23 protein-coding genes are annotated in these 20,580 nt (G+C 72.3%); 14 read left to right on the forward strand and 9 right to left on the reverse strand.

The genetic code is table 11. The features are described from left to right. Positions 1–2 precede the first annotated feature (2 nt). Positions 3–662: a substrate-binding domain-containing protein gene (locus CWOE_RS20910; protein WP_012935633.1), complete on the forward strand. Its 660-nt coding sequence runs from the start codon at positions 3–5 to the stop codon at positions 660–662. Between the two features lie 59 nt (positions 663–721). On the opposite strand, the gene CWOE_RS20915 is transcribed toward CWOE_RS20910, so the two are convergent. From CWOE_RS20915 to CWOE_RS20935, 5 genes are read right to left on the reverse strand one after another with little or no spacing between them, the layout of a single operon-like run. Further along, complete coding sequence (locus CWOE_RS20915) at positions 722–1,471, reverse strand: SDR family NAD(P)-dependent oxidoreductase (RefSeq protein ID WP_012935634.1); 750 nt, start codon at positions 1,469–1,471, stop codon at positions 722–724. Beyond that, a complete protein-coding gene (locus CWOE_RS20920; RefSeq protein ID WP_012935635.1) occupies positions 1,468–1,839 on the reverse strand; it encodes a hypothetical protein in 372 nt (123 codons plus the stop codon). The genes CWOE_RS20915 and CWOE_RS20920 overlap by 4 nt, the downstream gene beginning before the upstream one ends. A 19-nt stretch (positions 1,840–1,858) precedes the next feature. After that, positions 1,859–2,221 carry a hypothetical protein gene (locus CWOE_RS20925; protein ID WP_012935636.1) on the reverse strand — a complete coding sequence of 121 codons (363 nt, stop codon included), beginning with the start codon at positions 2,219–2,221 and terminating at the stop codon, positions 1,859–1,861. 11 nt (positions 2,222–2,232) lie between these two features. Further along, positions 2,233–3,534 carry an Nramp family divalent metal transporter gene (locus CWOE_RS20930; RefSeq protein ID WP_012935637.1) on the reverse strand — a complete coding sequence of 434 codons (1,302 nt, stop codon included), beginning with the start codon at positions 3,532–3,534 and terminating at the stop codon, positions 2,233–2,235. Continuing rightward, positions 3,531–4,214, reverse strand: coding sequence for a metal-dependent transcriptional regulator (locus CWOE_RS20935; RefSeq protein ID WP_012935638.1), 684 nt, complete (start codon positions 4,212–4,214; stop codon positions 3,531–3,533). The genes CWOE_RS20930 and CWOE_RS20935 overlap by 4 nt, the downstream gene beginning before the upstream one ends. Positions 4,215–4,276: 62 nt before the next feature. On the opposite strand from CWOE_RS20935, the gene ygfZ reads away from it, so the two are divergent. The 8 genes from ygfZ (at position 4,277) to CWOE_RS20975 (ending at position 10,894) form a co-directional block, all read left to right on the forward strand. Then, the gene (ygfZ, locus tag CWOE_RS20940) at positions 4,277–5,287 is read left to right on the forward strand and encodes a CAF17-like 4Fe-4S cluster assembly/insertion protein YgfZ (RefSeq protein ID WP_012935639.1); all 1,011 of its coding nucleotides are present in this window, start codon (positions 4,277–4,279) and stop codon (positions 5,285–5,287) included. 104 nt (positions 5,288–5,391) lie between these two features. Beyond that, complete coding sequence (locus CWOE_RS20945) at positions 5,392–5,628, forward strand: hypothetical protein (RefSeq protein ID WP_012935640.1); 237 nt, start codon at positions 5,392–5,394, stop codon at positions 5,626–5,628. 311 nt (positions 5,629–5,939) lie between these two features. Then, the gene (locus tag CWOE_RS20950; RefSeq protein ID WP_012935641.1) at positions 5,940–6,365 is read left to right on the forward strand and encodes a hypothetical protein; all 426 of its coding nucleotides are present in this window, start codon (positions 5,940–5,942) and stop codon (positions 6,363–6,365) included. Between the two features lie 165 nt (positions 6,366–6,530). Further along, complete coding sequence (locus tag CWOE_RS31165) at positions 6,531–7,019, forward strand: MarR family winged helix-turn-helix transcriptional regulator (protein WP_049793353.1); 489 nt, start codon at positions 6,531–6,533, stop codon at positions 7,017–7,019. Beyond that, complete coding sequence (locus CWOE_RS20960; protein ID WP_012935643.1) at positions 7,016–8,584, forward strand: MFS transporter; 1,569 nt, start codon at positions 7,016–7,018, stop codon at positions 8,582–8,584. Before CWOE_RS31165 ends, CWOE_RS20960 begins: the two co-directional genes overlap by 4 nt. A 38-nt stretch (positions 8,585–8,622) precedes the next feature. Next, positions 8,623–9,591: a magnesium/cobalt transporter CorA gene (corA, locus tag CWOE_RS20965; protein ID WP_012935644.1), complete on the forward strand. Its 969-nt coding sequence runs from the start codon at positions 8,623–8,625 to the stop codon at positions 9,589–9,591. Between the two features lie 39 nt (positions 9,592–9,630). Beyond that, positions 9,631–10,470, forward strand: a complete 840-nt coding sequence (locus CWOE_RS20970) for a MerR family transcriptional regulator (protein WP_012935645.1) — start codon at positions 9,631–9,633, stop codon at positions 10,468–10,470. A 1-nt stretch (position 10,471) separates the two neighbouring features. After that, positions 10,472–10,894: a VOC family protein gene (locus CWOE_RS20975; RefSeq protein WP_012935646.1), complete on the forward strand. Its 423-nt coding sequence runs from the start codon at positions 10,472–10,474 to the stop codon at positions 10,892–10,894. On the opposite strand, the gene CWOE_RS20980 is transcribed toward CWOE_RS20975, so the two are convergent. Continuing rightward, the gene (locus CWOE_RS20980; protein ID WP_041730765.1) at positions 10,891–11,883 is read right to left on the reverse strand and encodes a cupredoxin domain-containing protein; all 993 of its coding nucleotides are present in this window, start codon (positions 11,881–11,883) and stop codon (positions 10,891–10,893) included. The two genes, CWOE_RS20975 and CWOE_RS20980, sit on opposite strands and share 4 nt — an antisense overlap. 133 nt (positions 11,884–12,016) lie before the next feature. Between CWOE_RS20980 and ccrA the strand changes: the two genes are divergently transcribed. After that, positions 12,017–13,261 (forward strand): crotonyl-CoA carboxylase/reductase, encoded by a 1,245-nt coding sequence (gene ccrA, locus CWOE_RS20985; RefSeq protein ID WP_236262133.1) that lies wholly within the window; start codon positions 12,017–12,019, stop codon positions 13,259–13,261. A gap of 21 nt (positions 13,262–13,282) precedes the next feature. Beyond that, positions 13,283–13,648, forward strand: a complete 366-nt coding sequence (locus CWOE_RS20990) for a hypothetical protein (RefSeq protein ID WP_012935649.1) — start codon at positions 13,283–13,285, stop codon at positions 13,646–13,648. 63 nt (positions 13,649–13,711) lie between these two features. On the opposite strand, the gene CWOE_RS20995 is transcribed toward CWOE_RS20990, so the two are convergent. Together CWOE_RS20995 and CWOE_RS21000 are read right to left on the reverse strand one after the other, a co-directional pair. Then, the gene (locus CWOE_RS20995; protein WP_012935650.1) at positions 13,712–15,286 is read right to left on the reverse strand and encodes an adenylate/guanylate cyclase domain-containing protein; all 1,575 of its coding nucleotides are present in this window, start codon (positions 15,284–15,286) and stop codon (positions 13,712–13,714) included. 15 nt (positions 15,287–15,301) lie between these two features. Beyond that, complete coding sequence (locus tag CWOE_RS21000; RefSeq protein ID WP_012935651.1) at positions 15,302–16,480, reverse strand: PucR family transcriptional regulator; 1,179 nt, start codon at positions 16,478–16,480, stop codon at positions 15,302–15,304. A gap of 87 nt (positions 16,481–16,567) precedes the next feature. On the opposite strand from CWOE_RS21000, the gene CWOE_RS21005 reads away from it, so the two are divergent. Together CWOE_RS21005 and CWOE_RS21010 are read left to right on the forward strand one after the other, a co-directional pair. Beyond that, positions 16,568–17,479, forward strand: a complete 912-nt coding sequence (locus CWOE_RS21005; RefSeq protein WP_012935652.1) for an acyl-CoA desaturase — start codon at positions 16,568–16,570, stop codon at positions 17,477–17,479. Between the two features lie 117 nt (positions 17,480–17,596). After that, positions 17,597–18,856, forward strand: coding sequence for a calcium-binding protein (locus tag CWOE_RS21010; protein WP_012935653.1), 1,260 nt, complete (start codon positions 17,597–17,599; stop codon positions 18,854–18,856). Here the strand turns inward: CWOE_RS21010 and CWOE_RS21015 are convergent. Continuing rightward, a complete protein-coding gene (locus CWOE_RS21015) occupies positions 18,846–19,616 on the reverse strand; it encodes a TetR/AcrR family transcriptional regulator (protein WP_012935654.1) in 771 nt (256 codons plus the stop codon). The genes CWOE_RS21010 and CWOE_RS21015 overlap by 11 nt on opposite strands. Before the next feature lie 40 nt (positions 19,617–19,656). Here CWOE_RS21015 and CWOE_RS21020 point away from each other — a divergent pair, with 40 nt between their 5' ends. Next, a complete protein-coding gene (locus CWOE_RS21020) occupies positions 19,657–20,580 on the forward strand; it encodes a daunorubicin resistance protein DrrA family ABC transporter ATP-binding protein (protein ID WP_012935655.1) in 924 nt (307 codons plus the stop codon).

A 20,580-nucleotide genomic window follows, 5' to 3' on the forward strand; every position in this document is an offset into this window, starting at 1 on the left:
CGATGCCCCGCCGCTTCACCCTCCCGCTCCCGGCGCTCGCCGCCGCCGCCGCGCTCGCGCTGACCGGCTGCGGGACCGTCGGCGAGGACCGGCCGGAGGTCGAGGCGACGCTCGTGCTGCCGGGCGCGCCGAGCGCGGTCGACGCCGGCATCGCGACCGCGGTCGAGCGCGGCTTCGACGGCGCCGAGGGCGTGCACCTGCGCGTGCGCCCGCCGCGCGCCGCCGCCGGCCCGGAGGCCGGCGCTCGCGCCCTCGCGGACGGCAGAGCCGACTTCGCCGTCCTGCCCGCCGAGGCGCTCCGCAGCCGGCCCGCGCTCGTCGGGATCATGGCGATCACGAGCAGCGGCGCGGGCGCGGACCAACGCCCCGCGCTCGTGCTCAGCACGTCGCGCAGAGCGCTGGAGCAGCGGCCGAGCGTCGCGCGCGCGACCGTCCGCGCGCTGCTGCGCGGCTACGACATGGCGCTGACCGACCCCGCCTCCAGCGTCAGCGACCTGCAGGCGCTCTTCCCCGCCCTTCCCCGCGCCCGCCTCGATGCGCAGCTCGACCGGCTCGGCGGCGCGATCTTCCCGCCGGGGCGGCAGATGGGCGCGCTGCCCGACGGCCCGCAGTACGAGCCCGGCATCGTCGCGGCCGCCGCGTCGGCGACCCACAACCCCTAGCCGGCGGCGGAGGTCGTCCTGGATTGGTATCGCAGGACGACACCAATCCAGGACGACCCCTAGCGCGAGAGCGTGCGCCGCACGAGCCCGGGCACGACGACCCGCAGCGCGGCCGCGAGCCCGTACGGGCGCGGCACGTAACGCTCGGCCTTCCCGCCGGGACCGGCGTCGAGGATCGCGTCGGCGACCTTCTCGGGCGTCGAGACGAGCCAGCGCGTCGACGCCTTCGAGACGAGCGCCGTCTGCGGGAAGCCCTCGGTCGCGACGAAGCCCGGCAGCACGAGGCCGACGTGGACGCCGTTGCGCCGCTCCTCCAGGTGCAGCGAGTCGGTCCAGCCGGCGAGCGCGAACTTCGACGCCGAGTAGGCGCCGCTCTTCGCACGCCCGACGCGGCCGGCGGTCGAGGCGACGTTCACGAGCGCGGACGGCGCGCAGCTGCGCAGCAGCGGCAGCAGCTCCGCGCTCAGTCGCACGACGGCGTCGAAGTTGAGCGCCATCGTTCTCTGCACCTCGGCCCAGCCGTTGGACTCGAACGAGCCGCCCCAGCCGGCGCCCGCGTTGTTGACGAGCAGGTGCAGCCTGCCGCCGTGCTCGCGCTCGATCGCCTCGCGCACCTGCGCGGGCGCGCCGTCCTCGGTCAGGTCGACGGCGACGACGGTCGCGCCGCCAAGCTCGCGCGCAAGCCGCTCCAGCCGCTCCGCACGCCGGGCGACCAGCACCAGTCTCCACTCGGGGTCGCGCGCGAGCCTGCGCGCGGTCGCCTCCCCTATCCCGCTGGAGGCGCCGGTGACGACGGCGACCCTGCTCATGTCAGCACCCGCTCGATCAACGCCGCTCCCTCCCGTGCGAAGCGCGACCGTGGGACGACCAGGTCGAACTCCGCCGCTTCCGCGCTCCGCCGCACCTCGACATCGACGTGGGAGTAGAACGCAATCGAGCGGACGCCGTCGAGGTTCCCCGCGGCGCGCAGGCGGCCGACCAGCTCCAAGCGCGCCGGACCGTCGTCGGTCAGGTCGACGACGAGCAGCCGCGGGCCGCTGCCGGCGCGCGAAGCCAGCCACGCCCGCAGCGCGGCCTCGTCGCCGACGAGCGCCGCGTCGTGGTCCGCGGCGCGCAGCAGCCCGAGCACGTTGGAGCCGAACAGCAGGTCCGGCACGTACGCGGCGACGCGCGCCATGGCAGGCCGCCGCGCCCCGCTACTGCGCGTTCAGCTCGCGGAACTCACGACGGACCGACTCGGGCCGGCCCCACATCTGCGTGACGGGGACGCGGCCGCTGCGCACCTCGCGCAGCGCCAGCTCGCCGTCGATCCGGTCGTCGTCGAGCAGTCTCAGCGCGACGTGGACGGCCGGCACCGCCGCGGCGTGGCCGAAGCGGTGGGCGCAGAGCAGCCGCCAGTGCCAGTCGTGTCTGGAGTACGGCTGGGCGTTGCACGTGACGAGGTACTTGGCGGCGTCGACGTAGCGCGACTCGTCGAAGATGCGGAGGTCGAGCTCGAGGTCGGTCCAGTCGTCGGGCAGCGAGTCGACGATCTGGGTGAAGGTGTCGGCGAGAGGCATGGCAGCCAAGGTTACCCGGCGAACGTCTGGTACAGCAGGAAGACGTTGAGCGCGATGATCGCGACCGCGATCGCCCCCGCGACGACGGTCGTCGCGCGGCGGTTGACGAGCCCGCCCATCACCTCGCGGCGGCTGGTGAGGATGATCAGCGGCACGAGCGCGAACGGGATCCCGAACGACAGCACGACCTGGCTGATCACGAGCGAGCGGGTCGGGTCGAGCCCGAGCGCGAGCACGACGAGCGCCGGCGTCATCGTGATCAGCCGCCGCAGCACGAGCGGGATCGTGCGGTTGATGAAGCCGGACATGATCACCTGGCCGGCGTAGGTGCCGACCGACGAGCTGGCGAAGCCGGAGGCGAGCAGCGCGAGCGCGAACGCAAGTGCCGCGCCGGGGCCGATCAGCTGGTCGAAGCCGTGGTACGCGCCTTCGAGCGTGTCGACGTCACCGAGCGAGGAGCCGTGGAAGAGCGACGCCGCGATCACCAGCATCAGCATGTTGACGACGCCCGCGACCGACATCGCGATCAGCACGTCTATCCGCATCCAGCGGAACAGGCGCTTGCGCTCCGCGTCGGTCTCGACCTGGATGCGGTCCTGCGTCAGCGCCGAGTGCAGGTAGATCACGTGCGGCATCACGGTCGCGCCGAGGATCGCGGCGGCGAGCAGGACCGAGTCGCCGCCGGCGAAGCCGGGCACGAAGCCGCTGATCACGCCGCTCGCCTCCGGCCCGACCTTGAGCGTGTCGTAGAGGAAGCCGAGCAGGATCACGCCGAGCATCCCGCCGATCACGAGCTCGAAGCGGCGGTAGCCCTTCGACTGCAGCGCCAGGATCGCGAACGCGACGACGCCGGTCATCAGCCCGGCGGTGAACAGCGGCACGCCGAACAGCAGGTTGAGCGCGATCGCGGCGCCGATGAACTCGGCCAGATCGGTCGCCATCGCGATCAGCTCCGCCTGTATCCAGAGCCCGACGGACGCCTTTCTCGGCAGCCGCTCGCGGCACAGCTCGGGCAGGTTCTTCCCCGTCGCCAGTCCGAGCTTCGCCGACAGCGTCTGGATCAGCATCCCCATCAGGTTCGCCGCGAGGATCACCCACAGCAGCGTGTAGCCGTAGCTGGCGCCGCCGTCGATGTTCGTCGCGAAGTTGCCGGGGTCGACGTACGCGATCGCCGCGACGAACGCGGGGCCGAGCAGCGGCAGGATCCCCTTCAGGCCGCGGCGCGAGCGGATCCGCTCCAGCTCGCTCGGCTCCGGCAGCGCGACCGCCCCTGCTGTCTCCGTGACCGGAGGCGGCGGGGGCGGCGGAGTCACTGCAAGACCTCGACGCGCATCGCGGCGGCGAGCGCGCCGCCGAGCACGTGCACGTCGTCACCGCCGAAGCGGACGAACAGCGGCCCGTCGAACGGCTGCTTGTCGATCACCTCGAAGGCGTCGCCGGGGCTGATGCCGCGGTCGGAGAGGTAGCGCAGCATCGCCGGGTCCTGGTCGGAGATGCGCGTGAAGGTGCCGCGCGCGCCGGGCTCCAGCGACGCCAGCGCGTCGGTCGCGCCCTCCTCGATCGTCAGCTCGCGCGTCGGGATCGGGTCGCCGTGCGGGTCGTGCGTCGGGTTGCCGAGCTTCGCCGCGATCAGCTCCTCCAGCTCCTCGGAGATGTGGTGCTCGAGCACCTCCGCCTCGGCGTGGACGCGATCCCACGGCAGTCCGAGCGACTCGGCGAGGTACAGCTCCAGCAGGCGGTGGTGGCGCAGTACCTCGAGCGCGACTCTGCGGCCGGACTCGGTCAGCGCGACGCCCTTGTAGGGCACGTGCGTGACGAGCCCCAGCTCGTCGAGCTTGCGCACCATGCCGGAGGCGGAGCCGGGCGTGACGCCGAGCCGCTCGGCGAGCGCGTTGGTCGTGACGGCGCCGCCGCCGCGCGTCTCGAGCGCGTAGATCGCCTTCGCGTAATCCTCGACCGCGGTGGAGTGCGGCTGCGATGCGGGAGAGACCATGACTTCGATTATGGCACGCCAAAAAACGTGCCTCGGAATCGGGTACGAGTACCATCGAAGCGATGTCGAGCATCGAGCAGCTGACCGCCGACGAGCGCGCGGTGCGCGAGGGCGCCGGGCTGCTCGACCGCTCCGAGCGCGGCAAGCTCGCGCTGACCGGCGGCGAGACGAAGAGATTCCTGCAGGGTCAGGTCACCAACGACGTCGAGGCGCTCGTTCCGGGCAGCGGCTGCTACGCCGCGTTCCTGACCGCCAAGGGCAAGATGCGCGGTGACCTGCGCGTGCTCGACGTCCATGTCGATGCCCGCGAGTTCCCCGGGCAAGCCGGCGACCAGGCGCCGACGGGGAACTCGCAATGCGAAGCACTGCTGCTCGACTGCGAGCGCGTGGCGTTGCAGGACCTCTTCACGATGGTCCGCCAGTTCAAGCTCGGCTTCGACGTCGAGCTGCACAGACGGACGCTGGAGCGCGGGCTGCTGTCGCTCGTCGGGCCGCGCTCGCGCGCCGTGCTCGGCGACGCCGCGGCGGCGCTCGGCGAGCCCGAGCACGCCAACGTCGCGGCGACGGTCGACGGGATCGCGGTCGTGCTGGTCGCGACCGACGTCGGCGTCGACCTGATCGCCGACAGCGCGCAGACCGACGCGCTCTCGCGCGCGCTGCTCGCGCGCGGCGCGCACGCCGTCGACGAGCCGGTCGTCGAGACGCTGCGGGTCGAGCGCGGGCGCCCGCGCTACGGCGCCGAGCTCGACGACACGACGATCCCGCAGGAAGCCGATCTCAACGACCGCGCGGTCTCGTTCACGAAGGGCTGCTACGTCGGCCAGGAGACGGTCGCGCGCCTGTTCTACAAGGGCAAGCCGAACCGCCACCTGCGCGGGCTGCGGCTGTCGGCGCCGGTCGCGCCGGGGACGGAGCTGATGCTCGGCGGGAAGCGCGTCGGCGCGGTCGGCAGCGTCGCGCTGTCGCCGGCGCACGGACCGATCGCGCTGGCGCTGGTGCGGCGCGAGGCCGAGCCGGGCGCGACGGTGACAGCCGGCGAGGCGACCGCCGAGGTCGTCACGCTTCCGTTCTGATCGCGTAGCAAACGCATGTACGAGCCGTTGCCGTCGTGTGACGACTGCAACCATGGGTACGATGTCCTCACCACGGGGGCACCATCGAAGGAAGGAGGCGCCCGATGACGACGTTCGCAGCCGACCACGACACCGAACGACAGCTCAGAGAGCTGGACGATCGCATGCGCACAGCGTGGGAGGACTACCGCAGCAGCATCAGCGAGCTCGCCGGCGTCGAGTACGAGGATGCGGAGCTGATCTCCTGGGAGCGTCTGCAGCAGGCGCTCCACGACGTCGCCACCGAGCGGCAGCGCGTCGTCGGCGCCGCCGGCCACGAGGACGACGCAGCCGCGCACTGACGCGCACCCCGGCCCCGACGCTCCCGCCATGCCCAGGCATCGCGGGAGCGGTCGCGCGGGCCCGCCGGCGCGCGCCGGCGTTCCCACCCCAGCAGACCGCTCGCGAACAGAGATCGTTTGCTCAGATTCCCCTGCGCAGATCCAAGACATCCCTGGAAATGCGCCGCAAACACGGTGGAATGACGAAATCAGTGCTCGCGATTGACTGGTCAGTCGGCTAAGGTTCCCGCCGACCGCCGGCGGGAGTCTGCGCGCCAAGACGTGAACTCTGGTGGACGGATTGGGAAGCGAAGAGGAGAGCTAGGACCACGATGCGCAAGCGGATGGCGGGAGCGATCAGCGTCGCGATGCTGCTCGTCGGATGCGGGGCGTCCGACGACTACGCCAACGATCCACGCCCGCCGGCGCCGAGAAGCCTGGCGGTCAGCGTCACGAACGACCGCATCGCGATCTCGCCGTCGAGAATAGGCGCGGGCCCCGCCGTCCTGATCGTCAGCAACCAGAGCGACACGTCGCGCGACGTGACGCTCACGCCGCCGGAGGGGTCGAGCAGCGCCTGCGTCGACGCGGACGCGTCGAGCGGGCCGATCAACCCGATGGGCACCGCACGCGTGACGGTCAACCTCGTCGAGGGCGACTGCATCCTCAGCGTGCGCGACGAGCGCACCCCGCGCCCCGCCCGCCTGACCGTCGGCACCGAGCGCCCGAGCGCTCAGGCCGACCTGCTGCTGCCGTAGCCGTGCTTCGCATTGCGAGTTCCACGACGGCGCTCGCCGCCGCGTAGCGCCCTGGGAACTCGCGGGCCGCTCCAGGCCGGCAGCTGCATGAGAGCACTCTCATATCGATTGCCCTCACGCAACCTGTCCTTGCGTGCAATGATTGTTCTCATGCAAGCAAGTTCCGTGAACCAGCCTGCACCTGCGTCGGCCGACCCGGCCGACGTCGCGCGCGACCTCTACACGACGTTCTTCACCCTCAACCAGCGGGTCTCGCGCGACCTGTTCCAGATGCTCGCCGACATGGGCCTCTCGATCACGCAGTTCAAGCTGCTGCACCTGCTCCTGCGCAGCGGAGAGAAGGAGCCGAGCGTGAAAGCCCTCGGCGACCAGTTCGGCCTCTCCCTCGCCGCCGCCAGCCGGGCCGTCGAAGGCCTGCACCAGCGCGGCTACGTCGAGCGCAGAGAGTGCCCGACCGATCGCCGCATGAAGCGCGTGCGGCTGACCGACGCCGGGCGCGAGGCGATCCGCGAGCTGCACGCGACCAACATCTCGCTGCTGGCGGAGTTCACGGCCAACCTCACCGAGCAGCAGCGGCAGGCGCTGTCAGACGCCCTCGTGCCGTTGATGACGCTGCTCGAGATCGACCCGTCGATGGAAGGCCCCTCCAGATGACCGACCGAATCCGCGCACTGTCGCTGACCGAGGAGAACCGCCGCTGGTGGACGCTCGGTGCGATGTGCTTCGCCCTCTTCATGCTGATGCTCGACAACACGGTGGTCAACGTCGCGCTGCCGTCGATCCAGTCCGACCTGAACGCCGACCTGGCGTCGCTGGAGTGGACGATCAACGCCTACACGCTCTCGCTCGCCGTGCTGCTCGTCGTCGGCGGGCGCCTGGGCGACATCTTCGGCCGCCGCAAGATCTTCCTCATCGGCGTCAGCGTCTTCGCGCTCTCCAGCGCCGCGATCGGCCTCGCGCCGAGCGACACCGCGCTGATCGTCGGCCGTGCGATCCAGGGCATCGGCGCCGCGATGATGATGCCGGCGACGCTCTCGATCGTCACCAACGCGTTCCCGCCGCACGAGCGCGGCAAGGCGCTCGGCACGTGGGCGGGCGTCTCCGCGCTCGCGCTCGCGATCGGCCCGGTCGTCGGCGGCTTCCTGACCGAGCAGGTCTCGTGGCGGGCGATCTTCTTCCTCAACCTGCCGGTCGCCGCCGCGGCGATCGCGATGACGCTCTTCTCGACGCGCGAGTCGCGCGACGAGACCGTCGGCAGGCAGCTCGACTACGCCGGCATCGCGACGCTGACGATCGGCCTGACCGGCCTCGTGCTCGGCCTGATCGAGGGCAACGCGTGGGGCTGGGGCTCGGCGAGAATCGTCGGCCTGTTCGCGCTCGCGGTCGTCTCGCTCGCCGCGTTCGTCGTCGTCGAGCTGCGCGTCAGAACGCCGATGGTCGACTTCGGCGTCTTCAGATCGCGCCAGTTCGCGGGCGCCAGCAGCGTCGGCTTCATCGTCTCGTTCGGGATGATGGCGATGTTCTTCTTCACCGCGCTGTACATGCAGAACATCCTCGGGTTCTCGGCGCTGGAGGCGGGCGTCCGCTTCCTGCCGACAACGCTCGTGCTGATCGTGATGGGCCCGCTCGCCGGGCGCCTGACCGACCGCATCGGACCGAAGCCGCTGCTCGTCAGCGGCATGCTGATCACGGGCGCCTCGCAGATATGGCAGTCGTTCCTGACCGCCGACACCGGCTACAGCTTCCTGCTGCCGTCGTTCGTCCTGATGGGCATCGGCATGGGCCTCGTGATGTCGCCGATGACCACCGCCGCGATGAACTCCGTCGACCGCACCAAGGCCGGCGTCGCCTCCGGCGTGCTGTCGATGGGCCGCATGGTCGGCTCCTCCCTCGGCGTCGCGATCTTCGGCGCGGTCGTCGCGAGCGTCGGCAGCGCGAAGCTGGAGCAGTCGCTGCCGGGTCTCCCGGCCGGCGCGCGTGACAGGCTGTCGGAGTCGCTCGGCGGCGGCGGGGTCTCGGACGGGGCCGCTCCCGCCAGAATCGTCGACGCGACGCACGACGCGTTCATCTCCGCCTTCGGCACCGGCATGAAGATCAGCGGCATCGTCGCGATCTTCGGCGCGTTCGTCGCGCTCGCGCTGATCAGAGGCGGGCGCCCGGCCGCGCCCGCGACCGTCCCGGCCGAGGCGGAAGCCGAAGCCGAGCTGGCGCCCGCGTAGGACCGACGCCATCCGCGGGGCGCACTAGCGTCCTGCGGATGGAGGTCCTCGACGCGATCGACGACCGGGCGCTCGACGCGCTGCTCGCCCGGAGGGAGTTCTTCTGGCTCGACCTCGTCGGGCCGAGCGACGAGGAGGTCGCGCGGCTCGGCGCGCGCTTCGGCTGGCACCCGCTCGCGATCGAGGACACGCAGGAGTTCAGACAGCGGCCGAAGCTCGACCGCTACGGCGACCACACGCTGCTCGTCTTCTACGGCGCGCGCGACGTGCCCGTGCCCGAGGAGGACACCGACGAGGAGAACAGACGCGTCCTCGTCGAGGTCCACCTGCTGATCAGCGGCGACTGGGTCGTGACCGTCCGCAAGCGCGAGAGCCCCGAGCTGGACGATCTGCGGCGGCGGCTGGCGTCCGGCGAGGACCCCGAGAGCGAGGCGGGCGTCGTCTACCGCATCCTCGACACGCTGACCGACACCTTCTTCCCCGTGCTGGAGGCGATCGACGACGCGATCGACAGACTCGAGGACGCGATCCTGATCTCGCCCGGCGCCGCGCAGCTGCAGCGCGTCTTCCATCTCAAGCGCAAGCTGCTCGCGCTGCGCCGCGTCGTCACGCCGCAACGCGACCTCGCGCAGCGGACGATCTCCGAGATCGCCGACCTGCCGGGGCTCGACCCCGGCTCGCGCGACTACTTCCGCGACGTCTACGACCACCTGATCCGCGTCTCGGACATGGTCGACTCCTACCGCGACCTCCTGAGCGGGACGATGGACGTCTACCTCTCGACGACGTCGAACAGACAGAACGCGGTGATGAAGCAGCTGACGATCGTCTCGACGATCTTCCTGCCGGTGACCGCGCTGACCGGCTTCTTCGGGATGAACTTCGGCTGGCTCGTCGGCCACATCGACACGCTGTGGTCGTTCCTGCTGTTCGGCGTCGGCGGCGCGCTGCTGGCCGCGATCGGGCTGCTCGTGTGGTTCAAGCGCGCGCGCTTCCTCGAGAGCTGACGGGTCCCGCTTGACCTTGCCCCCGGGGCAGGATGCACGATGAAGCCCATGATGACCGTCGGACAGTTCGCCCGAATGACCCGGCTGAGCGCGAAGCAGCTGCGCAGCTGGGACGGGCTCGGCCTGCTCGCCCCCGCGCAGGTCGACCCCGACACGGGCTACCGCTACTACCACCCGCGTCAGGCGCGCACCGCCGTCACGATCGCGCTGCTGCGCTCGCTCGACGTGCCGCTCGCGTCGATCCGCGAGCTGCTCGTCGCCGACGACGAGGGCGCCGAGCGGCTGCTGTCCGAGCAGCGCGAGCGGCTGCAGGCCGAGCTGGTCGCGCGCGAGCGCGCGCTGCGAGCGCTCGCGCGGCTGACCGCCGACCGCGAGCTGATGCCGTACGAGGTGTCGACCGCGACCCTGCCGCCGCGGCGCCTGCTCGGCCTGCGCGGCACGACGACCGCCGAGCGGCTCCATCGCGACGCCGCCGCGCTGGTCGAGCAGCTGCTGCGCGCGCTGCCTTGGGCTGCCGCGCCCGGCGCCCCGCCGCTCGTCGGGCTCTACCCGCTCGATCTCGACGGCGACGTCGCGTTCGCGGTCGGCGTCGACCCGGCCGCCTCCGCCGCGCCCGAGGCGGCCGGCGCGGCCGCGTCGCGGCCCGACGGAATCGTGCCGATCGAGCTGCCCGGCGGCGCGATCGCCCGTGTCACGCACGTCGGCAGCTATGACGAGCTGCCGCTCGCCTACTTCCCCCTGCTCGCCTGGCTCCAGGAGCGCGGCCACCCGGCCGCGGGCCCCGTGCGAGAGACGTATCTCGACGATCCCTCCGAGGTGGAGCCGACGCGGCTGCGCACGGAGGTCTCGATTCCACTGACCGATCCGGAGGACCGCTGACATGCCCCAGATAAGCTCGATCTTTCCCGTCCTGATGACCGACGACGTGCCGCGCGCGCACGCGTTCTACGCCGACCTGCTCGGCCTCTCGGAGCTGTTCGTCGTCGATTGGTACGTCGCCCTCGCCGCGCCCGAGGACAACCATGTCCAGTTCGCGATCGTCGCGCGCGACCACAGCAGCGTCCCGGCGGCGTTCCGCAAGCGCTGCGCCGGGGTCCTCGTGACGGTCGAGGTCGACGACGTCGACACGATCCACGCCCGCGCAGTCGAGCGCGGGCTGCCGTTCCACATCCCGCTCAGAGACGAGCCGTGGGGCCAGCGCCACTTCATTACCGAGGATCCCGACGGCGTCCTCGTCGACGTGATCAAGGTGATCGCGCCGTCGCCGGAGTACGCGGCGCTGTACGCCGGCACGGCGAGCTAGCCAGGGTTGGCGAGCGCGGTCGCCGCCGCGCTCGCGCCCCTGCTCCTCAGCGTCACGGCGGCGCGGGCCGTTCTCGTCGCGCCGCCGTCGAGCGGCGTCGCGCGCACGCGCACGACGAGCGCGAGTCTGCCGCCGCGGCGCAGCGCGCGCCGCGCGTCCGCGCTCACGCCGACCGTGAACGCGACCGTGCCGGGACCGGCGGCGCGTCTGGTCAGGCTGCCGACGACGACCTGGCCGCGGCCGCGGCGCCCGAGCGCTCTGCGGCCGGCGAGCAGCTCGACGCGCAGCCGTGCGCTCGCTCTGCCGAGCGCGACCGACCCGCGCACCCGCGTCCCCTGCTGCACGCGGGCGACGCGCAGCGCGACCGCACCCGGCTGGGCCGACTGCGGTCCGCCGCCCTGCGGCGCGGATCCGCCACCGCCGCCTCCTCCGCCGCTTCCACCTCCGCCTCCGCCTCCGGGCGCGGGCGCCGTCCCGCCCGGCGTCGTCGGCGTGGTCCCGCCCGGCGGCGGGGTCCCACCGGGCGGCGCCGGGGTCGTTCTTCTCGGCGGCGGTGGCGGGGGCGGCGGCGGTGGTGGCGGCGAGCCGCCGGCCGACACGACGACGGTGCCGGACATCGACGCGCCGTGGAGGTCGCAGAGGAATCTGTACGTGCCGGCGGTCTCGAATCTGCAGCTGCCGCTCCAGCCCGTCGCGGTCGGGGCGTTCGGCAGCGGCGGCACCGCGCCGGAGACCGGCCCCGCCGTCTGCGTGCACGACGCCGGCTGCATGCCCGTGAAGTCGGCGTTGTGGGCGCTGTTCCCGGACGGGTAGGAGAACGCGACCGTGCCGCCGGGTGCGACCGTCACGGTCGTGCCGGCGCCGCCGGCCGCCTGCCATTGGTTGTCGACCGCGACGAAGCCGCCGGTCGACGGCGGCGCCTGACCGGTCGCGAGCTGCGGCAGCGCCGCGGCGAGCACGCCGGCGACGCAGGCGAGCGGAAGCAGCACACGTACGCGCATATCCCCTCAGACGCCGTCCGCCGCCGAACCTTCCCGACACGAACCGGCGTTCCCCGGCCCGGCGCGGACGTACCATGGCCGCCCGTCCACGAGTGGGAAGAAGGTGGTTGTGGCTGTTGACGTGAGCCAGATCGCGAGTGTCGAGACCGAGCCGGGCACGCTCCCGGCGACGATGACGGCTTGGGTCATCCGCGAGGAGCGCCTCGGCGAGCCGGTAGACGCGTTCCAGCTGGAGGAGATAGAGACTCCCACTCCTGGCGCGTTCGAGGTCGTCGTGCGCGTGATGGCTGCCGGCGTCAACTTCAACAACGTCTGGGCCGCGCTCGGCGAGCCCGTGTCGGTGATGAAGTACGGCGACCACCCCCAGTACGGTCACCACATCGGCGGCTCGGACGCGTCCGGGATCGTCTGGAAGGTCGGCGAGGGCGTCACCCGCTGGAAGCCCGGTGACGAGGTCGTGATCCACTGCAACCAGGCCTCCTACGAGGACCCCGAGGTCCACGGCCTCGACCCGCTCGCCGCCCCCTCGCAGCAGATCTGGGGCTACGAGACGACGTGGGGCTCGTTCGCCCAGTTCACGAAGGTGCAGGCGCAGCAGCTGCTGCCCAAGCCCGCGCACCTGTCGTGGGAGGAGGCCGCCTCCTACGGCCTCACGTACTTCACCGCCTACCGGATGCTGATGGACCAGGCGAAGCTCCAGCCGGGCCACCGCGTGCTGATCTGGGGCGCGGCCGGCGGGCTCGGCGTCTTCGCGACCCAGCTCTGCAAGATCGCCGGCGCGCAGTCGGTCGGGGTGGTGTCCTCGGCGGAGAAGGGCGAGCTGATCAAGCAGCTCGGCGCGGTCGACTACATCGACCGCAACGAGTACAAGGGGATGATGCGCCGCGGCGGCGAGACCCCCGAGGAGGACAAGGCCCGCTTCAAGGAGTCGCGGCGCTTCTGCAAGGCCGTCGAGGAGAAGCTCGGCGGCGCGCCGGACATCGTCTTCGAGCACGTCGGCAGAGCGACGTTCCCGACGTCAGTCCTCGCCGTCAAGCCGTTCGGTAAGGTCGTCATCTGCGGCGCGACCTCGGGCTTCCAGCTCGACTTCGACGTTCGGTACCTCTGGATGAAGCAGAAGCAGATCATCGGCTCACACTTCGCGAACGCCTGGGAGGCGACGAAGGCCAATGAGCTGATCGAGCAGTCGCTCGTCCGGCCGGTGCTGTGGCAGACGATGGGCTTCGAGAAGGTCGCGGAGGCCCATCAGCTTCTCCGAGACAACAAGCACCTCGGCAAGATCGCGATCCTCGTCGGTGCAACCGCCGAAGGACAGGGCAAGACCGCCGACGGTCCGGGTGCGATCCGAGCAGAGGTGGGCGCCTAAGCGCCCGCCGGGAGGTTCCTGATGGCAGCCGGTGTCGTTCACATCCCCTGGTACGCAACGCTTCTCCGCCACGAGAGACTGGCGGCTGCGTTGCAGGAGGTCGCCCCGATCGCGCTCAAGTACGGCGCGACCGAGGTCCAGATCCACCAGTCGCGCGACGACCGGTACAGATTCGACCACATGTGCTGGTTCGAGTCGAGACTCGCCTGGGAGACCTTCTGGGAGAGCAAGGAGATGATCCTCTTCCGCGCCAGATACCAGGGCTGGTACCAAATCCCGGTCCTGTACGTGTGGCAGGACGTGCTTGCGCGGATAGAGGTCGAGCCCGTCGCCGAGGAGCCGGCCGCGCCGGCTGCCGCTCCGGCCGAGGACACGGCCGCCGCCTGACGCTCGCGCGGAGCCGCGGTCGTTTGCTGGTCTCACGGACCAGCAATCGACCGCGCCTCTCGCTCAGCTCGCGGGTGACGCGAGTTGGGTCGGCGTTGCGCGGCCTCGCAGCGTCACCTGCTCGCCGAGCGCCCACTGCGCGCGCTCGGCGTCGCCCGCGCGCGCGACCGTGCTCGCCGACGCGAGCACCCGGCCCGGCTTCTGCTTGGCGAGGTCGGACAGCCGCGCCGCCTCGTTGACCGGGTCGCCGATGACGGTGTACTCGAACCGCCGCTCGGCGCCGACGTGGCCCGCGACCGCGTCGCCGCCCGCGACGCCGATGCCGAAGTCCAGCTCGCCGGCGTGCGCACGCAGACGCTCGTGCAGCTCGCGCGCGGCGCGCAGCGCCCGCGCCTGCGCGCCGTCGAGCGGCGCCGGCGCGCCGAAGATCGCCAGCGCCGCGTCGCCCTGGAACTTGTTGATCCAGCCGCCGCATCCCTCGACGACGTCGACGACGTCGGCGAAGAAGCGGTTCAGCAGCGCGACGACCTGCTCGGGCGCCAGCCGCGCGGCGAGCGCGGTCGAGCCGACGAGGTCGACGAACAGGACCGTCACGTCGCGCACCTCGCCGCCGAGTCTGACGTCGTGCGCGAGCGCCTGGCGCGCGACGTCGGCGCCGACCTGGCGGCCGAACAGGTCGCGCATCCGCTCGCGCTCGCGCAGCCCGCTCGCCATCGCGTTGAAGCCGCCCTGCAGCTCGCCGATCTCGCTGCTGTCCCAGACCTGCAGCTCGACGTCGTAGTCGCCCTCCTCCACCCGCGCGAGCGCGCGTCTGATCGCGCCGATCGGGTGGACCGTCGCGTAGACGGCCAACAGCGTCACGAAGACGCCGAACAGCAGCGCGATCGGGCCGAGCACGACGATCGAGATCGCCAGCGACGTGATCGTGATGTCGACGTTCGTGAAGGCGACGATCCCGATCATCACGAGGCCGACGACCGGGACGGCGGTGCCGAGCGTCCACGCCAGCAGCCAGCGCGTCGCGACGCCGGGCACGCCGCGGCGGTCCGGCGCGGCGTGGTCGAGCGCGCGCGCCACGATCGGCCGCAGCGCCAGCTCGCCGAGCAGGTAGCCGAACGCCGACGTCGTCAGCCCGCCGAGCGCGACCGTCAGCCCGACGCCGAGGCCGAGCAGCGGGTGGACGATCCCGTCGAGCACGGCGAAGCAGACGGTCGCGCCGCCCCACAGCGCCGCCTGCACCTTCATGATCCGCAGCGGGGCGCGCAGCACGTGCGTCCGCTCGGCCGCGTCGGCGGCGCGGTCGGCGGCGAGCCAGCCGCCGGTCCCGTGCGGCCCCGCCTCGACCGCGCGCCGCCCCCACACGACGCCGACGACGAGCGCCAGCAGCACGTAGACGCCGGCGAGGCCGAGGTTGAGCGCGAGCACGCCGCCGTCGGCTTCGCCGTCGGGCTTCGGCAGCGCCAGCAGCGCGAACGCGATCACGACGAGCGCGCCGATCGTGTTCGCGAGCACGATCCCGCCGATCGTGATCCAGCGCGCGCGGCGGCCGATCACGCGGCCGGGCAGGCCGGGGTCGCCGACCAGCCACGGGTGCGCGACGAGGTGCTCCCAGAAGGCGCGCAGGCGCTTGGCGACCATCGGGTGGAGTCTCGCCTACAGCGCCCCATCGGCGCGCAGGGCCAGCTCCAGCTCGAAGCGGCCCTGGGGGTCGTCGAGTGTCGCCCCGAACAGCTCGCGCAGCTGGCCGAGGCGGTAGCGGACCGTCTGCGGGTGGACGTGCAGCTGCTCGGCGACGATCTGGAGCCGCCCCTGCGCGGCGATCCATGCCGCCAGCGTCGCCGTCAGGCGGGCGCGCACGGCCGGCGACAGCGGCGCAAGCGGGGCCAGCCGCGAGCGCACCAGCTCGTGCGTCAGGCGCCGGTCGGCGCGCAGCAGCAGCGCGGCGGCGTGGTCGTCGGCGGCGACGACGCCGCGTGCGGGGACGGCGCCTTCGGCGACGAGCGCGAGCACGGCGCGGGCGCGCGCGAGGCTCAGCGCCGCGTCCTGCCACGAGACGGCCGGGCCGAGCGCGGCGTGGTGGCGCGGGCCGACGGCGCGGTCGAGCTGCGCGCGGCGGCCGGCGCCGGCCGGGTCGGGGACGACCGCGACGACGAACTCGGCGACCGTCTCGACGATCGCGTCGGCCGGCAGCCGCGGGACGATCCGCGCGCGCTCGTCCTCGGGGATCGCGAGCACCGCGAGCGTCTGCGGCAGCCGCCAGTCGGCCTCGCGCGCGATCTCCTCGACGTCGATCGGGTCGGCCGGCGGATCGCGCACGAGCAGCCGCACGAGCCGCTGGCGGCGCGCGCTGCGCTCGCCCGCCGCGGCCGACTGCTCCAGCGCGTAGCCCTCGGCCGACTTCGCCGACAGCTCGTCGATGTAGGCGAAGACCGATTCGGCCAGCTGGTAGAGCGTCGCGGGCGCCAGCTCCGCCGCCTCGCCGACGGCAGCGAACCGCCGCCACGCGACGCGCGCGCCGACGCGGTAGGCGCTCAGCAGCGTGTCGAGCGAGCGGCCGGCGCGCATCTCGCCGCGGCCGAGGTCGACGTAGACGCGGGCGCGCGGCATCCGGCCCTCGGCCTTGATGCCGTCGAGGAACTGGCGCAGCGCCTCCTCCACCCCGGCGATCAGCCCGCGCCCGAACGGGCCGTCGAGGCGGCGCGCGTACGGCGGCACCTCGACGCGCACGGCGTCGATGATCTCGCGTGAGACGCCGGGCAGCTCGGGGCGCAGCACGTCAGCCACCTCGGGCGGCAGGTCGTGCCATGGGCGCAGGATCGTGGACGTGGCCATCTTTGTCACAACGTTACAACTTCTAGCCGCTATGACTTTGACCACAGACGAGGACACACGCCCCTTTCCGCCATAGTCTGCAAACCCATGACCCGCCCTGCTCGTATCTACAACCTTCTCGCGGTCTTCCTGCCCGTGCTCGGCATCCTCGTGGCGATCGTGCTGCTGTGGAACAAGGCCGTCGGCTGGACCGACATCGCGATCATGGCGTTCTTCTACGTCTTCACCGGCTTCGGCGTCACGATCGGCTACCACCGCCTCTTCACGCACCGCTCGTTCGAGACTTCGAGACCGATGCGCGTGCTGTTCGCGATCGCCGGCTCGATGGCGATCGAGGGCAGCGTCGTGACATGGGTCGCCGATCACCGCAAGCACCACGCGTTCGCCGACGAGGACGGCGATCCGCACAGCCCCCACCTCGGCCACGACGGCGGCCTCAAGGGCGCGATCCACGGCCTCTGGCACGCACAGGTCGGCTGGCTGCTCGACGGCGACCACCACGGCCGCGCCTCGGCCCACCGCTACGCGCCGGACCTGATCAGAGACAAGCCGATCCGCTGGGTCAACCGCACGTTCCCGATCTGGGTGCTGGCGTCGCTGCTGCTGCCGGCGCTCGCGGGCTTCGTGCTGACCGGCTTCGACCCGATGGGCGCGCTGACCGGCTTCGTCTGGGGCGGCCTCGTGCGGATCTTCCTGATCCACCACGTCACATGGTCGGTCAACTCCGTCTGCCACTACTTCGGCCGGCGCCGCTTCGACATCGAGGACCAGTCGACGAACAACATCTGGCTCGCGATCCCCTCGCTCGGCGAGGCGTGGCACCACAACCACCACGCCTTCCCGACGTCCGCCTCCCACGGCCTCAAGCGCTGGGAGAGACTGGCCGACCCGTCCGCGCTCGTCATCTACGGGATGGAGAAGGTCGGGCTCGTCTGGAACGTCAGATCGGTCAGCGCCGAGAAGCAGAAGTCGAAGGAGAAGCAGCTCGCACCGGCGTAGCGCACGGGCACCGAAGCGGAACCCCGGGCGGGACCGCAACCTTCGTCCCGCCTGCCGGTTCCCTACCATGTCGGCTCCGTCGCGATCGGGATTCCGGTCGCGACGTCGTCTTTCACCATGCGCCCATCCCGTCTCATCCCTCTCCTGCTCGCGCTCGGCACTCCGCTCGTCGCGGCCGCGCCGGCGACCGCTGGCGGCGTCGTCTCGATCGCCGACGGCACGCTCTCCTACGTCGGCGACGACGTCGAGCCGAGCAACGTCACGATCTCGCTCGCCGACGGCGTCGTGCGGATCGACGAGAACGCGACCCGCCTGAGCTTCGCACCGGCGGCCGCCGCTCCCGTCGAGCCCGACCCGAGAACGACGGACCCGAGAGCCACGGACCCGAGAGCGACCGGGACCCCCGAGGACCCCGCGTCGAGAACGCCGGCCGCGAGAGCGCCGGCGGCGCCGGCCTGCACCGTCTCCGAGGACGGTTACCGCGCCGAGTGCCCGGCCGAGGGCATCGTGCGGCTCTCCGTGCGCACCAGCAACGCCGGCAGCGACGTGCGGATCCGCGCGGCCCTGCCGGCGCAGATCCAGGGCGGCGACGGCGACGACCTGCTGATCGGCGGCCCCGGCGCCGACGTGATCCACGGCGGCGGCGGCAAGGACGTCATCGGCGGCGGCGAGGGCGCCGACGAGCTGCACGGCGGCTCCGACGACGACCTCGTCACGTTCGTCGACCGGATCGGCCGCGACGGTACGCTCCTGGCGCGCAAGGCGGGCGTCACGGTGCGCCTCGGCGCGCGCGGCGCCAGCGGCGCGCGCGACGAGGGCGACACGATCTTCCGCGACTTCGAGCAGGTCGAGGGCGGCGACGGCGCCGATCGGATCGACCTGCGCGACGGCACGGCGCAGTCGGTCGCGTGCAACGGCGGCCGCGACAAGCTGACGCTCGATCCGCTCGACGACGAGTCGATCGACTGCGAGAGCGCCGAGGTCGGGCCCGAGAGCGGCGGCCGGATGACCGTGCCGACGCTCGTCTTCCCGTTCCCCAACCGCGACGACCACGCCCGCTCGACCGTCCGCGTCGCGCCCCAACTGTCGCTCCAGGGCGGCGCGATCGTCGTGCAGGTCCGTTGCCAGTACGCGATCGGGCTGCTCGCCGCCGACGGCCCGGGCTGCAGAGGCCGGCTGCGGATGACTCGCGGCAGCTACGTGATGGGCCAGCGCAGCGTCGAGCTGCCGCGTGGCCGCGTCAGCACGTGGCGGATCCCGCTGACCAGCTCGCGCTCGCTCGCCCGCCGTGCCGGCGGCCTCGCCGTCACCGTCACGGCGATCCCGACGCGCGGCGCCGGCGTGCGCCGCGACCTCAGCTTCACCGTCAAGGGCTAGGGACGCTGCGCGCAGGGCGCTTGCGTCCGCCGCCGCGCCGCTCGACGAGGCCGGCGATGCCGTCGAGCGCGAGCTGGAGCCCGAAGGCGAAGTCGTCGATGTCGTCGTCGTCGAAGATGCCGGCGTCGAGCGCTCGGCGCAGCGACGGGAAGCGCTGCGCGGTGGCGAGCGCCGAGAGCGTCGCCGCGTAGCCCTCCACCGCGGCCTCGACGCCGACGCCGCGCGCGTGCGCGGCGGCGGCGATCTCGGTCTCGACGCGCGCCTGCCAGAAGGCGTGGGCGTTGAGCATCAGGACCGACGACGCCTTCTCGCTCTCGCTCAGCGCGGTGCCTGCGAGCGCCTCCAGGCCGCGGTCGAACCAGGCGACCTGCGTCGGCGCCGAGGGCGGCCCGGTGATCGGGACGTGGAGGAACCACGGATGTTCGCTGAGGGCGGCGACGAGCGCCTGCGACCAGCGCTCGAGGCCGGCGCGCCAGTCACCTTCGAGGCCGGCGAGCGACGGCGGCTGGGCGAGCGCCGCGTCGGCCATCAGCAGGAGCAGCTCGTCCTTGCTCGCGACATGGCGATAGAGCGACATCGTCGTGAAGCCAAGTCGTCTGGCGACACGCGCCATCGAGACGGCGGCGAGCCCCTGCTCGTCCGCCAGCTCGACCGCGGCGCGCACGACGCGCTCGACGCTGAGGCCGGCCTTCGGCTCGCTCGCGGGCGCTCCGTGCAGCTCCCACACGCGCCGGAGCGCCGGCGTCAGCTCGTCGTCCATCCTCGCCATGATACGCAAGTGTATGTGATACACCTTGTGTATGGCATACACCGTCGAAGCCGCCGGACTGACGAAGTCCTATGGCGCCCTCCCCGTGCTGACCGGTCTCGACCTGCGCGTCGCGAGCGGCAGCGTCTTCGCCCTGCTGGGGCCCAACGGCGCCGGCAAGACGACGACGATCCGCATCCTCTCAACGCTGATCGGAGCCGACCGCGGCAGCGCGACCGTCGCCGGCCACGACGTCGCGACGGCACCGCGTCAGGTCCGCGCCGCGATCAGCCTGACCGGGCAGTACGCCGCCGTCGACGAGATGCTGACCGGCGAGGAGAACCTGCTGATGATGGCCAGACTGCGGCATCTCGGCCGCGCCGCCGGGCGCCGTCGCAGCGCCGAGCTGCTGGAGCGGTTCGACCTCGCAGACGCACGCCGGCGCAAGGTCTCGACCTACTCCGGCGGCATGCGCCGGCGGCTCGACCTGGCGGTCAGCCTGCTGTCGAACCCGCCCGTGTTGTTCCTCGACGAGCCGACGACGGGCCTTGACCCGCGCAGCCGCCGCGCGATCTGGGAGGCGGTCGGCGAGCTGGCGGACGCCGGCGCGACCGTCCTGCTGACGACGCAGTACCTCGAGGAGGCCGACCGGCTGGCCGACCGCGTCGCCGTGATCGACGGCGGGCGGGTGGTCGCGGAGGGCACCGCCGACGAGCTGAAGCGGCGCGCCGGCAGCGAGGCCGTCGAGCTGTTCTTCGACGGCGACGACGCCCTCGCCGCCGCGACCGCGGTGCTGCGCGACGGCCACGCCGACCGCGAGCGGCTCAGCCTGCGGCTCGCGACCGACGGCAGCGCCGCGGTCGTGCGGCGGCTGCTCGACGCGCTGCACGACCACGACGTCGCCGTGCAGCGGATCGAGCTGCACCGCCCGAGCCTCGACGACGTCTTCATGACCCTCACGGAACGGAGCAGCTGA

This window comes from Conexibacter woesei DSM 14684 (assembly GCF_000025265.1).
GTDB lineage: Bacteria > Actinomycetota > Thermoleophilia > Solirubrobacterales > Solirubrobacteraceae > Conexibacter > Conexibacter woesei.

What these genes read in the sequence shown, in the direction of transcription:
- CWOE_RS20910 (WP_012935633.1), top strand. Translation starts at nt 3, where the DNA reads ATGCCCCGCCGCTTCACCCTCCCGCTCCCGGCGCTCGCCGCCGCCGCC.
- CWOE_RS20915 (WP_012935634.1), bottom strand. Translation starts at nt 1,471, where the DNA reads ATGAGCAGGGTCGCCGTCGTCACCGGCGCCTCCAGCGGGATAGGGGAG.
- CWOE_RS20920 (WP_012935635.1), bottom strand. Translation starts at nt 1,839, where the DNA reads ATGGCGCGCGTCGCCGCGTACGTGCCGGACCTGCTGTTCGGCTCCAAC.
- CWOE_RS20925 (WP_012935636.1), bottom strand. Translation starts at nt 2,221, where the DNA reads ATGCCTCTCGCCGACACCTTCACCCAGATCGTCGACTCGCTGCCCGAC.
- CWOE_RS20935 (WP_012935638.1), bottom strand. Translation starts at nt 4,214, where the DNA reads ATGGTCTCTCCCGCATCGCAGCCGCACTCCACCGCGGTCGAGGATTAC.
- ygfZ (WP_012935639.1), top strand. Translation starts at nt 4,277, where the DNA reads ATGTCGAGCATCGAGCAGCTGACCGCCGACGAGCGCGCGGTGCGCGAG.
- CWOE_RS20945 (WP_012935640.1), top strand. Translation starts at nt 5,392, where the DNA reads ATGACGACGTTCGCAGCCGACCACGACACCGAACGACAGCTCAGAGAG.
- CWOE_RS20950 (WP_012935641.1), top strand. Translation starts at nt 5,940, where the DNA reads ATGCGCAAGCGGATGGCGGGAGCGATCAGCGTCGCGATGCTGCTCGTC.
- CWOE_RS20960 (WP_012935643.1), top strand. Translation starts at nt 7,016, where the DNA reads ATGACCGACCGAATCCGCGCACTGTCGCTGACCGAGGAGAACCGCCGC.
- corA (WP_012935644.1), top strand. Translation starts at nt 8,623, where the DNA reads ATGGAGGTCCTCGACGCGATCGACGACCGGGCGCTCGACGCGCTGCTC.
- CWOE_RS20970 (WP_012935645.1), top strand. Translation starts at nt 9,631, where the DNA reads ATGAAGCCCATGATGACCGTCGGACAGTTCGCCCGAATGACCCGGCTG.
- CWOE_RS20975 (WP_012935646.1), top strand. Translation starts at nt 10,472, where the DNA reads ATGCCCCAGATAAGCTCGATCTTTCCCGTCCTGATGACCGACGACGTG.
- CWOE_RS20990 (WP_012935649.1), top strand. Translation starts at nt 13,283, where the DNA reads ATGGCAGCCGGTGTCGTTCACATCCCCTGGTACGCAACGCTTCTCCGC.
- CWOE_RS20995 (WP_012935650.1), bottom strand. Translation starts at nt 15,286, where the DNA reads ATGGTCGCCAAGCGCCTGCGCGCCTTCTGGGAGCACCTCGTCGCGCAC.
- CWOE_RS21000 (WP_012935651.1), bottom strand. Translation starts at nt 16,480, where the DNA reads ATGGCCACGTCCACGATCCTGCGCCCATGGCACGACCTGCCGCCCGAG.
- CWOE_RS21005 (WP_012935652.1), top strand. Translation starts at nt 16,568, where the DNA reads ATGACCCGCCCTGCTCGTATCTACAACCTTCTCGCGGTCTTCCTGCCC.
- CWOE_RS21010 (WP_012935653.1), top strand. Translation starts at nt 17,597, where the DNA reads ATGCGCCCATCCCGTCTCATCCCTCTCCTGCTCGCGCTCGGCACTCCG.
- CWOE_RS21015 (WP_012935654.1), bottom strand. Translation starts at nt 19,616, where the DNA reads ATGGACGACGAGCTGACGCCGGCGCTCCGGCGCGTGTGGGAGCTGCAC.
- CWOE_RS21020 (WP_012935655.1), top strand. Translation starts at nt 19,657, where the DNA reads ATGGCATACACCGTCGAAGCCGCCGGACTGACGAAGTCCTATGGCGCC.